This window comes from Rhizobium sp. P38BS-XIX (genome assembly GCF_012641435.1).
Classification (GTDB): Bacteria; Pseudomonadota; Alphaproteobacteria; order Rhizobiales; family Rhizobiaceae; genus Rhizobium.
In genome coordinates, this window is the sequence record NZ_JABAIJ010000007.1 from 370,206 (window position 1) to 383,363 (window position 13,158).

Consider the following 13,158-nt stretch of genomic DNA (forward strand, 5'->3'; position numbering starts at 1 on the left):
GTCGATACTGATCGGTTCTTTCTGTGGTTGACGCGACGGCTCTGCGCCTTCCAGCGACTGTTCAGGCCTCCGACGCTTCTTCCATCAGGCTTTCGCGGCCGAGCCAATTCGGGTCGATCTCGGGCAGAGGAATGGCGTCAAGCAGCATGCGCGTATAGGCGGAGGCGGGTGCAGTGAAGACGCGTTCGCAATCGCCTTCTTCCTCGATGCGCCCGTGACGCAGGACATAGACGCGATCGCAGACGGCGCGGATGACTGAAAGGTCGTGGCTGATGAAGGCCATTGACAAGCCGAGATCGCGCGAAAGCTCTTTCAGCAGATTGAGCACCTGTGCCTGGGTCGAGACGTCCAAGCCGGAGACGATCTCGTCTGCCAGCACGAAATCAGGCTCCAGCAATGCGGCCCGGGCAATGCCAATGCGTTGGCGCTGGCCGCCGGACAGTTCGTGCGGATTGCGATCGAGGCAGGCTTGCGGCAGCGTCACCCGCTCGAGGATCTTGGCGACACGTTTCTCCGCGTCTTTCCGGTTCGAGGCAAGCTTATGCAGCAGCAGCGGTTCGACGAGGATGCTGCGGATCGTGTGGCGCGGATTGAGCGACGCCATCGGGTCCTGGAAGATCATCTGCATGCGACGACGCAAGGGTCGCATGTCTGCATTCGGCAGTCTGGTGATGTCCCTGCCGTCGAAATGGATAGTGCCCGCATTTACATCGATCAGCCGCAACAAGGCTCGGCCAAGCGTCGTCTTGCCCGATCCGCTCTCGCCGACGATGCCGATGGTTTCGCCGCGGCGGATATCGATATCGACGCCATGCAGGACCTTGATGCCCTGGCCTGGCGGCCCGAAAAGATGCGGCTTGGCGCCATAGGTGACTTCGATGCCTCTGGCCGAAAGGAGATGATCGGAAACGCTCATCGACCGCCCTCCGAAATGCTGATTTCGCGGCGTAGTTGCTCGAAGACTGCCTGCGGAACGGGCGTCAGGCCGGCATCCGGCCGGTCGTAGCGCGGCCCGGCGGCAACAAGCGATTTCGTGTAGATATGCTGGGGGTGACCAAGCACGTCGCTCGTTCGTCCCTCTTCGATGACCTTGCCGGCGTAGAGCAGGGTCACGCTGTCGCAGATCTGCGCGACGACGCCGAGATCATGTGTGACGAAGATGACGGCGGTGCCGTGCGCTTCCTGCAGACCGCGGATCAGCCGCAGGATCTGCTTTTGCACGGTGACGTCGAGTGCCGTGGTCGGCTCGTCGGCGACAACCATTTTCGGCTCGAGTGCGAAGGCGGCGGCGATGAGGATGCGCTGCCGCATCCCACCGGACAACTCATGGGGATAGGCGCGCAGCACGCGCTCGGGATCGCGGATGTGCACTTCTTCCAGCAACTTCAGCGCCCGCCGGCGAGCATCGCGCGATGACATGCCCCGTTTCAGCCGCAGGCCATCGGTCAGCTGTGCCTCGATGCGGCGGCCGGGATTGAGGGCGGTTTGCGGGTCCTGCGGGATGAGGGAGATCTCGCTGCCCATGATACCCCGCAACTCTTTCGCTGAGAGAGTGAGGAGGTTTCGGTTTTCGAACAGGATCGATCCACTCGTGATACGGACGCTACGCGGCAGGATGCCGAGCAAAGCCTTGGCGATGGTCGACTTTCCGGCGCCGCTCTCGCCGACGAGCCCGCGCACTTCGCCGCGCTCAAGCGTCAGAGAAACGTCGCGCAGGATCGGTGCGCCGCCGTCGCGGTCGGATATGGCGCTGAGGCCGGCAATGGATAGGAGCGGAAATATCATCGGCGCATCACCGGATCGAGGGCGCGGCGCAGGCCGTCACCGAGTTGATTGAAGGCAAGCACCGTCGCAAAAAGCGCGATCAGCGGCACGACCAGCACCCACCAGCCTTGGTAGATCATCTGTCGCCCCTCTGCGATCATCCCGCCCCAGGTCGGCGTGTCGGATGCGACCGACAGGCCGACGAAGGACAGGATGGCTTCGACAATGACGGCGATGCCCATTTCCAGGCTGACGAGAGCTATGAGCACAGGCGTGACATTGGGCAGGATTTCGCTGAAGAGGATTCTGGCCCGCGAAAAGCCGATCGTGTGGGCGGCCGTCACATAATCCATGCGCGCCTGCGCCTGCGTTTCCGAGCGCACGACGCGACAGAAGCGCGTCCAGTCGATGATGACGATCGCGGCGATGACCGAATGTACACCGGAGCCGAAGACGGCGACGAGCAAGATCGAGAGAAGAACCGGCGGGAAAGCCATCCAGATATCGACAAGGCGGGAGATCACCTTGTCGATCCAGCCGCCATACCAGCCGGCGAGAAGACCGAGCAAAGTGCCGATAAACGCCGCGAGGCCGGCTGCGACGAAGGCGACCGTCAGGGCGATGCGCGTACCGAAGATGGCGCGGGAGAGCACGTCGCGGCCGAGATCGTCGGTGCCCAGCAAGAAGCCGGGATCGGAACCCTCGATCCAGGCCGGCGGCAGGGTGCCGGACATCAGATCCTGCTCCAGCGGATCTTTCGGCGCGATGTAAGGCGCAAAGATCGCGAGGATGAGGAGGATGAGAATGAAGCCGCCGCCGAAGATCACCTTCGGCTCGGACAGCAGCGCCCGGATGCGTTTCGTCACTCTGGAGGGCGACCGCGGCATGGCGGGCGAGGTGACGTCAGCCATGGGCGAGCCTCGGATTGAAGGCCGCGACCAGGAGATCGACCGCCAGATTGACGAGAATGAAGAGGGCGCCAAAGACAAGGACAAGCCCCTGGATCAACGGTAGGTCGCGGTTGATGACGGCATCGATCGCCATGTTGCCGATGCCGGGATAGGCGAAAATGCGCTCCACGATGACGGTGCCGCCGATGAGGAAGGTGAATTGCACGCCAGTCAACGCGATGGTCGGGCCGACGGCATTGCGCAACGCTTCCTGAAGCACCAGCCGCAGCTCCGACATGCCCTTCAGCTTGGCGAGCAGGATATAGTCCTGCACCATGGCCTCGGAGAGTGCGGCTTTCAGCACGCGGGCGATGATGGCGGCGAGCGGCAGGCCGAGCGCCAGGACCGGCATGACCATGTGCGCACAGATATCGGCGAAGATCGCAAAGCGAAGCGTCAGCAGGCTTTCGAGGAGATAGAAGGAGGTCGCAAACTGTGCGTCGATGCTCGGATCGATGCGGCCGGAGAGCGGGAAAAGCGGAAAGAGAACGCCGAGGACGAGAACCAGCGCGAGAGCCCAGACGAAATCCGGCACGGCAAGGAAAAGGCCGTTCAGACTGTCAATGACAGGTTCGAAAATCGTGCGGCGTGCGAGCGTGCCGACGATGGCGACCGCGCCGCCGAGAAGAACTGCCAGCGCCAATGCAGCGAAGGCCAGTTCCAGCGTTGCGGGGAGACGCTCGCCGAGCAATGAAAGCACATCCCGCTTCAGCGAGATCGATGTCCCGAAATCACCCGTCAGAACTGCTTTCAGCCACAGCCAGAATTGCGTGGTCAGACTGGCATCAAGGCCGTAATGGGCGCGGAGTGCTGCTATATCCGCTGGGCTTGCGCCCGGCGAGATCATCATCGCGATCGGATCGCCCGGCACGACGCGCAACAGGACGAAGACGATCACCGCTACTCCGAAGAGTGTGATTGCGGCCATGATCAGCCGGTTGAGAATGGAGACTGCTATCATGCGTTATGAGTTCCGATCGCATGTGCTGGTGGCGATGAGAGCCCTGAGCCCCTCATCCTCCCTGTCGGGCACCTTCTCCCCGTTTTGGCGCGGAGAAGGGGAAAAAGGCGCCTACAGCCTATCCCTAACGACTTGTTCACGCGAGATGACAGAAGTCGTCCGCTCTCCCCGCGAGCGGGGAGAGGGCTAGGGTGAGGGGCAAAGCCGTAAAAGCGTTATCAAGCCTTCGACACGAGCGTCGGCTGCAGGGCGCCGGAGACGTTCGGCGTGACCTTCAAGCTCGATTTGTAGACGATCGGCTGGGCATATTGCAGCAGCGGGATCACATAGCCCTGTTCGGCGATGTATTTGATCGCAGCCTTCCAGCCGGCAATGCGCTTCGTCTCGTCCTTTTCCACCCAAAGCGGTCCCAGCATGTCATCGACATCCTTGGTTTTCCAGGCCGAGTGCGGGGAGGGGCCGAACATGGCGAAGCCGGTCGAGGTCGTCGGATCGCCGATGGCGTTGCCCCAGTTATAGAAGGCAGCCGGGCCGAGCTGGTGGGCGGCGCGCAGCTCGTAGTGCTTGGCGATTTCGTAGACTTCGATTTCGGCCTGAATGCCGACCTTGCGCCACATGCCGATGATCGCCTGGATCATCTCGTAGTCCTTCGGCTTGAAGCCGCGGGTCGTCTTGATGCTGAACTTGACCGGCTTTTCCGGGGAGTAGCCGCTGGCTGCGAGCAGCTTTTTGGCCTGCTCGGGATCGTAGGGAATCGTCACGGAAGCGTCGTAGGCTTCGTATTCCGGCGCTTCCAGCGTCGATAGCGGCTTGCCGTAGCCGCGCAGGAGCCGCTTGATAATCGCGTCCTTGTCGATCGACATATTGGCGGCCAGGCGGACATTCTTGTCGAGCATCGGGTCGACGTTGCTGATGAAGATCATGCCGATGTCGGAGACCGGCGTGGCGACGCCCGCCAGGCCGGACTTCTTCTTCAGACGGTCGAAATCTTCATAGGGGATTTCCAGCGTCACGTCGGATGAGCCGGATTCGATTTCGGCGACGCGGCTCGTCGTATCCGGCACGAATTTGAAGATGACTGTGTCGAAGGCCGGCTTGCCGCCGAAATAGTTCGGGTTTGCCTTCAGGCGCAGATAGGAGTTGCCCTCATAAGCATCGACCATATAGGGGCCGGTGCCGATCGGCTTCTTTTCGAAGCCCTGCGCGCCCACCTTGGTGTAATAGTCCTTCGGCAGGATGTAGCCTGTCAGGAACGCCATCCACTTGAAGAAGGTGGGCTCGAAGCGAACGACATCGCCGGTGATGCGATTGCCTTCCACCTTGTAATTATTGGCTGTCGACCAGATGAACTGGATCGGATTGCCGGTGTCCTGCTTGGCGGCGCGCTCCAGCGACCAGACGACATCATCCGGCGTGAATTTCGAGCCGTCGTGCCAGGTCACGCCTTCGCGGACGTCCATCCAGACCTTTGTCTTGTCGTCGTTCCAGCCCCAGGCCGTCAGCAGGCCCGGCTGAAACTTCAGATCCGGTCCCTGGCCGATATACTGGTCGAAGATCGAACGATAGATTGCCTGGATCGTCGGGTTGACGGCAGACGGACCGGTCGTTGGGTCGAAGGCCGGAAGGTTGACGTTGAAGGCAATGGTCAGCGTGCCGGCTTCTGCGGCTTCGACAGGTGTTCTGCCAGCTAAAATCCCAGTAATGAATGCGGCTGCGCCGAGGCTCAATGCCTCGCGCCGAGTAAGCGTTGTCATGGTCACTCCGTTCCCCTGTTAAGCGGCAGAAAAGCATGACGCCCGACTGCCGCTGGCGATTTATTGTCGGAATGTTTTAATCTTAAAATACGTCTTTCGGAGCGGCAAGCGCTTTCTCTGGTTGTTCCGTAAAATCCCGGCTTCAATTCTTGTTCGGTTTTCCATGTTCGCATAAATTTTATGCATATGCATATATTGTAGTGGGTGGTGGATACTTTGCAGAACAACGCTTCGTGCTCAGGCGATATTGTTGCGCCGTCGATATCGCAAATCGAGACGGCGATATCGCATAATTGTTCGTTGACAGTTCAAGGAAGTTCAAAATATGATTTTGCAAATGATTTAAAACAAGCCCACAAGGGCAAAGGGGTAACGTCATGGCCGAGCGATCGTTTGCGCGCGAGGTCGAGGATCTGAAGCTCGGGGAAGGTGATATCTTCCGCGGCGAGGGGATTCTCGCGATCACTAAGGCACTTCTGCAATCCGGTGTTTCTTATGTCGGTGGCTATCAGGGCTCGCCGATTTCCCATCTCATGGACGTGCTGGCAGACGCCAAGGACGTGATGCAGGATCTGGGCGTCCACTTCGAGACCTCAGCTTCGGAAGCGGCGGCTGCGGCCATGCTTTCCGCCTCCGTGATGTATCCGGTGCGCGGCGCCGTCACCTGGAAATCGACGGCCGGCACCAATGTCGCCTCGGATGCGCTTTCGAACCTGTCTTCGGGCGGGGTGACGGGCGGTGCGCTCATCATCATCGGCGAGGACTATGGCGAGGGTTCCTCGATCATGCAGGAGCGCAGTCACGCTTATGCGATGAAATCGCAGATGTGGCTGCTCAATCCGCGCCCGAACCTGCCGTCGATCGTCCAGGCGGTCGAGGAGGGGTTCGGGCTTTCCGAGGTGTCGAACACGCCGGTCATGCTGCAGGTCGGCATTCGCAGCTGTCACGTGCATGGCCAGTTCGTCGCCAAGGACAACAAGCGTCCTGCCTATACGCTGAAGCAGGCGCTTGAAAATCCGGTTCGTGACGTCAATCGCATCGTGCTGCCGCCGGCATCCTTCATGCATGAGAAGGAGAAGCTGGAGAAGCGCTGGCCCGCTGCCGTCGACTTCATCAAGAGGCGTCAGCTCAACGAGTATTTCGGTCCTTCGGAAGGCGAAGTCGGGATCATCCTGCTCGGAGGTGCCTATAATGGCGTGATGCGCGCCTTGCAGCAGCTTGGCCTTGCCGACGTTTACGGCAATTCCGCAGTACCGCTCCATGTCCTCAACGTTGCCTATCCGCTGGTCGACGATCAACTCGCCGAGTTCTGTGCGAACAAGAAAGCGGTATTGATGGTCGAGGAGGGGGCGCCGGAATATATCGAGCAATCCCTCAATACCATCCTGCGCCGACGCGACATCCAGACCAAGGTTGCCGGCAAGGATGTCCTTCCCATGGGCGGCGAATATACCGCGCCTGTTCTGATGAAGGGCATCAAGAATTTTCTGGAAATCCACCAGCGCGTATTGCTCGGCAACCAGCCGCCGCTGCCGGATCCGACGCCGATCCTCAACGATCCGAAGATCAAGGCGCTCGCCGAAGTCGTGCCGCCGCGCCCGCCGGGTTTCTGTATCGGCTGTCCCGAACGGCCGATCTTCGCCGCCATGAAGATGGTGGAGGGCGAACTCGGCCAGCATCACATTTCCGGCGATATCGGCTGCCATCTGTTTTCTATTCTGCCGCCGTTCAACCTGGGCACCACCACCATGGGATATGGGCTCGGGCCGGCGGCGGCCTCGGCCTTCAATGTCGAGGCCGACAAGCGCGCGATCTCGGTCATGGGCGACGGCGGCTTCTGGCACAACGGCCTTGCGACTTCAGTCGGCAATGCCGTCTTCAACAAGCAGGATGGTGTCATCCTCGTCGTCGACAATTATTATTCGGCGGCAACCGGCGGCCAGGACATACCGTCGTCGCGCGCGCTCAACCCGCGCCGCAAGACCAACAATTCTATCGTCAATGCCGTCAAGGGGATCGGCGCGACCTGGGTCCGCCAGATCGACCGCACCTATGATGTCGCCAAGATGCGCGATACGCTGCGCGAGGCGCTAACATCGAAGGAACCAGGGCCGAAGATCATCGTCGCCTCCTCGGAGTGCATGCTCAACAAGCAGCGCCGCGTGAAGCCGCAATTCGCCAAGGCCGTCAAGGACGGCAAGCGCATGGTCAAGGAGCGTTTCGGCGTGGACGAAGACGTCTGCACCGGCGATCATGCCTGCATCCGTCTTTCCGGCTGTCCGTCGCTCTCCGTCAAGCACACGGACGATCCGCTGAAGGACGACCCGGTGGCGGCGATCGACAATAACTGCGTCGGCTGCGGCAATTGCGGCGAGGTTTCGGAGGCGGCGGTGCTCTGTCCCTCCTTCTATCGTGCCGACATCATCCACAATCCGACAGGTTGGGATCGCTTCGTTGCCCGCATGCGCTCGGGCATTATCGGTTGGCTGCAGGCACGTCGCCGTGCCGGCCGCATCGTCTTCGCAGATTGAGAGGGCGATATGAACGAGCATGTGAGCATGAGTGATCTCGGCGCCAGCAGACTTTCCACGGACAAGCCGCTGTCGCTTGCCATTCTCGCCATGGGCGGGCAGGGCGGCGGCGTGCTGGCCGACTGGATTGTCGGTCTTGCCGAGGCTGAGGGCTGGATGGCGCAGACGACATCGGTGCCCGGTGTTGCCCAGCGAACGGGCGCGACGATCTATTATATCGAGATGCTGCCGGCCCGCGATGGCCACGCACCGATCTTCTCGTTGATGCCGACACCCGGCGATGTCGATGTCGTCATGGCGGCCGAGTTGATGGAGGCAGGGCGCTCCGTCCTGCGCGGTCTCGTTACGCCTGACAAGACGGTGCTCATCGCCTCGACACATCGCTCTTTTGCGGTCGGCGAGAAAGAGAAACCAGGCGACGGTATCGGCAATCCCGAAGTCGTGGTCGAAGCCACGGATTTTGCCGCCAAGCGCACCATTGCTTTCGATATGGAAACGCTTGCTGTCAGAAATGGCAGCGTGATTTCGGCTTCCATGTTCGGTGCACTCGCCGGTTCCGGTGCGCTGCCGTTTGCAAAGCAGGCCTTCGAGACGATGATCCGGGCCGGCGGCAAGGGCATCGAGCCGAGCCTCAAGGCTTTCAATGCCGCTTTCGACAGGGTCAAGGAAAAGCCGCGCGATGCGGTTTCGGCAACGCCGCCGAAGCACTTCGATGCGCTGCCTGAGACGGCCGGTCATCCGGTACTCGACCGGCTGGTCAATCGTATCCGCTCTGAATTTCCGGAAGTTACGTGGCCGTTGCTGTTTGCCGGTGTCAAGAAGCTGACCGACTATCAGGACCCGGCCTATGCCGACGAGTATCTGAGCCGTGTTTCGGCACTCCATGCGCTGGATCGCAAGGCCGGCGGTATGGACAAGGATTTCGCCTTCACCGTCCAGGCTGCGAAATATGTCGCTGTCGCCATGGCTTACGATGACGTCATTCGCGTTGCCGATCTGAAGGTGCGCGGCTCGCGCTTCGAGCGGGTGCGCAAGGAGGTCGGCGCCAAGGACGACCAGATCGTCTATATGACCGAGTACATGCATCCGCGCATGGATGAGGTCTGCGGCACGATGCCGAAAGGCATGGGGCTCTGGATCGAAAACCGGCCGCGCCTGTTTGCCCGGCTCGACCGTTTCATCAACAAGGGGCGCCGCGTTCAGACCGGAACGCTGTTCTGGTTTCTTGGCCTCTACATGGTCTCGGCACTGCGCCGCATCCGTCGCGGCACGCTGCGGCATGCGCGCGAAGTGGAGCATCGAGAGGCGTGGCTGACGGCGGCATGCAATCTGCTGGCCGCGAATTACGATCTCGCCGTCGAGGTGCTCGGCAACCGCCGGCTCGTCAAGGGCTATTCCGATACGCATGCGCGCGGGCTTTCCAAGTTTGATCGGGTCATGTCGGCCTTGCCGCTTCTTCGCGATCGTGAGGACGGAGCCGTCTGGATGAAGCGGCTGCGGCAGGCGGCATTGCTGGACGAGCAGGGGACGGCGCTCGATGGCGCGCTAAAGACGGTCGGGACACTCTGATCCGATCAGATAGTGGTCGGGGCGGTTTTCCGCCCCGCGCGTCTTTAGGACGCGAATAATATCGGCCAAGACCGATAAATCCAAAGGGAACAGTCGCATGGACACTCTTCGAAATGGCGCTGCGAAGGACCTTTCAAGTCCTCGCAGCGGAGAAATCTCGCATGCCAAAAGCCTGGTCGTCGTCCTTATCTGCTGGCTCGCGATTTTCGCTGAGGGATATGATGTCGGCGTTCTCGGCGCCATTCTGCCGGCGCTGTCCACCGACAATGTCTGGCACCTGACGCCGCTGCAGCTCGGCGCGATGGGCAGCTATACCGTCTTTGGCATGCTTGTCGGCGGCATCGTGGTCGGGACGCTCAGCGATCTCTATGGCCGCAAGCCGATGTTTCTCGCCTGCCTCTCGTTCTTTGCCATCTGTACCGCTGTCACCGCTTGGTCTCCAACGCCGACCTGGTTTGGTGTCAGCCGTGTTGCGGCCGGGCTCGGCCTCGGCGGCATCATCCCGCTGGCGGCGGCACTAACCATCGAATATTCGCCGGTGGCGAAGAAGAACCTCAACTATGGGATCATGTATTCCGGCTATTCCCTCGGCCTGTTCGCCGCCGCACTTGTCGGCCGATGGCTGCTGCCGGACTACGGATGGCGGCCTGTCGTTCTGATCGGAGCGCTGCCGGTTCTATTCGTGCCCGTCATGGCGTGGCTTTTGCCCGAGTCGCTCGACTTCCTGGTGGCTCGCGGACGAGGCGATAGCGCAAGGCGGCTTGCTGCCCGGCTTGACGTTCCCGTACCAGCGGCAAGTGCGCCCAGGGAAACAAGACTCGGCTGGCGCGCTGTCTTAGGCGAGATCTTTTCGCCGAGAAACGCCTTCGCCACCGCCTGCTTCTGGATCGCATTGTTCATGGGGCTGCTCCTCGTCTATGGGCTGGCCCAGTGGCTGCCGCAGATCATGCGCAAGAGCGGCTATGATCTGGGCGACAGCCTGCTGTTTCTGGCCGTCTTCAGCTTCACCTCGGCGATCGGCGGCATCGTGCTCGGTCAGTGGGCCGATCGTTTCGGCGTGCGGTTGACGGTGACGCTGTCCTATCTGCTCGGTGCCATCGGCATCGCGCTTCTCGCCTTCAAGGGATCCATCTGGCTGAACTATACGGTCGTCGCCATCGCCGGCTTCGGCACGGTCTCGGCATCGCTGATCCTCACCGGATATCTTGCCGCCTATCTGCAGCCTTTCGTGCGGGCCGCCGGCACCGGTTGGGCGCTGAGCTTTTCGCGCATCGGCGCACTTTCCGGCCCGCTGATGGGCGGTTACATCGCCAGCCTGAATGTCGGCCCGGAATGGAATTTCTACGTCTTTGCCATCATCGCCGCCATTGCGGCCTTGGCGACGGCGCTCATACCGAACAAGCGGTGATGCAATCTCGATCGGCCGACTATCGGCCGCTCAAATCTCGTGCTTGCGGATGTTGTGGAGCACTTTATGCAGGGTCGAGATGAAGCCGCGATATTCGGCTTCGTCGACGCCGTCGAACATCTGCAGGAACAGATCGTACATGGTCGGCCACACCTTTTCGAAGGCTGCACGGCCTTCCTCGGTGATGGAGACGTCACGGATGCGCATGTCTTCGGCGCGAGGCTGGCGGCGGATATAGCCCTGCTGCTCGAGAGAATCCAAAGTGCGGCTCATCGTCGATTGCTCGGTGACGGCAAAGACGGAAAGCTCATTGATGGTGACGCTGGAGGAGACGCAGAGTACCGCGAGCGCCCGCATCTTGGCGGTCGTCATATCGTATTCGCGCAGCTCTTCGGAAAGATTGGCGTTCCAGCGCGCCATCAGACGGTTCATCAGATAGGGCGCGAAGTGATTGAGGCCGATTTCGCCCATGGTCGGGCGCTTTGCGTTCTCATCCCGCTTGCGCCTCAAAACGGTGCCTGAAAACCGTTCTTCCATCGACGATACTCCTCCGGAAACGTGTTACTTCAGCGATGATGCGAGCAGAAAGCCGGAGCCTCCACCAAGGCCTGGACCGGGATGCGCGGAAGCGCCGATGTGGTACAGGCCCGTTATGTGGGTGCGGTGGTTAACAGATGACTTGAATGGACGCCAGATGAAAAACTGGTCGAGGCCGCAATAGCCGCCATAGGGATCGCCGCCGACGAGGTTCATGTTCATCGCTTCAAGATCACCCGGAGAATAGGCGCGGCGTGCGAGCTTTATGCCAGCAAAATTCTCGATATGGCTGGCAAGCAGCGCTTCGATGCGGTCTGCGTAGCGCTCGCGCACGTCTTCCGTCCAGCGACCGTCTTCCGGCGTTGCGATTTCGCCTGCGGCATCGCCCTTGATATGGCGCGGCGCTTCCGGCAGCTGTAGCCAGAGGATCGATTTTCCGTCCGGCGCGCGGCTGGGATCGAGCGCGACGGGCTGGCCGACGCAGACGGTGGGCTCGGCTGGCAACAGCCCGCGTTCGCATTCGTTGGCAGCGCGCGATACGCCGTCGAGGCCGGGTGTCAGGTGTAGCAGTGCCACCTTGCCGAGTTCGGCGTTGGCTTTCCAGCGTGGCGGCTCGGAGAGTGCATAGTGTATCTGCATGTCGCCTTTGCCGTAGCGATAATTGGTGACGCCTGTTTTGACCTCCGCCGGCAGCGGATCCGGCCAATCGGCCATCAGTCGATCGTAAAGCTGATTGGGAGTGACGGAGCAGATCACGCCTGCCTTCGCGCTCAACGTTTCGCCGTTGGCAAGGCGCACGCCGTCGGCGCGGCGGTTGGCGCCCGGAAGGATCGCGGCGACGTCGGTACTAACTCGAATCTCGCCGCCGTGATCGGCGATCAGCCGTTGGAAGGCTGTCAGCAGTTTCTCGGCGCCGCCCTTGACGATGGGCGCGCCACCCAGTTCCAGCGCAAAGCCGATCACCTTCAGCATCTCTGCGGAATAGGCACTTTCCGGGCCAAGGCCGCAATGCAGCACCCAGGGCGCCCATAGCGCATGGATATCGTCGCACTGATAGTTGGTTTCGAGGTAGTTGCGGGCCGGTGTCAGCGCGTCGCCAAACCAGGCGGCGAGCTTGCGCAATCCGCGGTTCCAGCCCTGCTTGCCTACGGTTTTCAGGGTCGATCCCGACCATAGCGTGCCGCCAAGCAGGGAGAAGAGGAATGGCGCGTCCGCGCCCAGCGCATCCATTTCGCGGGAGAAAGCCTGCCCGTCACCGAGGCACAATTCATCGAAGGTAGCGATATTGCGACGCCGGTCCTTGGAGAAAATGACATTCGAACCGTCAGGCCGCAACACGCCGGTCGGAAGGTCGGCATGGGCAAATTCCAAACCGCGCGCCTCGAGATCCTTGCCAATGGCGCCATAGGCCGGCGAGGTCAGGAACAGCACCATGGTCGTTGCCATGACATCGTGAATGAAACCGGGCTCGGTAATCTCCTCCGTGCGCAGGCAACCGCCGATGCGGTCGTTGCGCTCGAGGACGAGCACCTTATGGCCCTTTTTGCCGAGCATCGCGGCTGCGACAAGCGCATTTATACCGCTGCCGACGATGATGTAATCATGATCGCCCATTGCCGCTGCCCCTCATAGGCAAGATGAAACGGAAAAGCAGGAGCCCGCCCCAGGCTCCCGCCTTGTCAGC

The 13,158-nt window shown here is 61.1% G+C and carries 10 protein-coding genes; 3 read left to right on the forward strand and 7 right to left on the reverse strand.

The window, feature by feature from the left end; genetic code table 11:
* Window positions 1–61: 61 nt before the first annotated feature.
* From HGP17_RS23420 to HGP17_RS23440, 5 genes are all read right to left on the reverse strand, one after another.
* Window positions 62–916 (reverse strand): ATP-binding cassette domain-containing protein, encoded by an 855-nt coding sequence (locus tag HGP17_RS23420; RefSeq protein ID WP_168812852.1) that lies wholly within the window; start codon window positions 914–916, stop codon window positions 62–64.
* Window positions 913–1,785: an ABC transporter ATP-binding protein gene (locus HGP17_RS23425; RefSeq protein ID WP_168812853.1), complete on the reverse strand. Its 873-nt coding sequence runs from the start codon at window positions 1,783–1,785 to the stop codon at window positions 913–915. The genes HGP17_RS23420 and HGP17_RS23425 overlap by 4 nt, the downstream gene beginning before the upstream one ends.
* Window positions 1,782–2,675 carry an ABC transporter permease gene (locus HGP17_RS23430; RefSeq protein ID WP_168812854.1) on the reverse strand — a complete coding sequence of 298 codons (894 nt, stop codon included), beginning with the start codon at window positions 2,673–2,675 and terminating at the stop codon, window positions 1,782–1,784. The genes HGP17_RS23425 and HGP17_RS23430 overlap by 4 nt, the downstream gene beginning before the upstream one ends.
* Complete coding sequence (locus HGP17_RS23435) at window positions 2,668–3,675, reverse strand: ABC transporter permease (protein WP_168812855.1); 1,008 nt, start codon at window positions 3,673–3,675, stop codon at window positions 2,668–2,670. Before HGP17_RS23435 ends, HGP17_RS23430 begins: the two co-directional genes overlap by 8 nt.
* A 218-nt stretch (window positions 3,676–3,893) precedes the next feature.
* Window positions 3,894–5,429, reverse strand: a complete 1,536-nt coding sequence (locus tag HGP17_RS23440) for an ABC transporter substrate-binding protein (protein WP_168812856.1) — start codon at window positions 5,427–5,429, stop codon at window positions 3,894–3,896.
* A 377-nt stretch (window positions 5,430–5,806) separates the two neighbouring features.
* On the opposite strand from HGP17_RS23440, the gene HGP17_RS23445 reads away from it, so the two are divergent.
* From HGP17_RS23445 to HGP17_RS23455, 3 genes are all read left to right on the forward strand, one after another.
* Window positions 5,807–7,960, forward strand: coding sequence for an indolepyruvate ferredoxin oxidoreductase subunit alpha (locus HGP17_RS23445; RefSeq protein WP_168812857.1), 2,154 nt, complete (start codon window positions 5,807–5,809; stop codon window positions 7,958–7,960).
* 9 nt (window positions 7,961–7,969) lie between these two features.
* Entirely contained in the window at window positions 7,970–9,529 is a 1,560-nt protein-coding gene (locus HGP17_RS23450) for an indolepyruvate oxidoreductase subunit beta family protein (protein ID WP_205926089.1), read from the forward strand.
* Window positions 9,530–9,626: 97 nt separating this feature from the next.
* Window positions 9,627–10,937 (forward strand): MFS transporter, encoded by a 1,311-nt coding sequence (locus HGP17_RS23455; protein WP_168812858.1) that lies wholly within the window; start codon window positions 9,627–9,629, stop codon window positions 10,935–10,937.
* Window positions 10,938–10,967: 30 nt separating this feature from the next.
* On the opposite strand, the gene HGP17_RS23460 is transcribed toward HGP17_RS23455, so the two are convergent.
* Window positions 10,968–11,474, reverse strand: a complete 507-nt coding sequence (locus HGP17_RS23460) for a MarR family transcriptional regulator (protein ID WP_168812859.1) — start codon at window positions 11,472–11,474, stop codon at window positions 10,968–10,970.
* A gap of 24 nt (window positions 11,475–11,498) precedes the next feature.
* Window positions 11,499–13,088 (reverse strand): NAD(P)/FAD-dependent oxidoreductase, encoded by a 1,590-nt coding sequence (locus HGP17_RS23465; protein ID WP_168812860.1) that lies wholly within the window; start codon window positions 13,086–13,088, stop codon window positions 11,499–11,501.
* Window positions 13,089–13,158 lie beyond the last annotated feature (70 nt).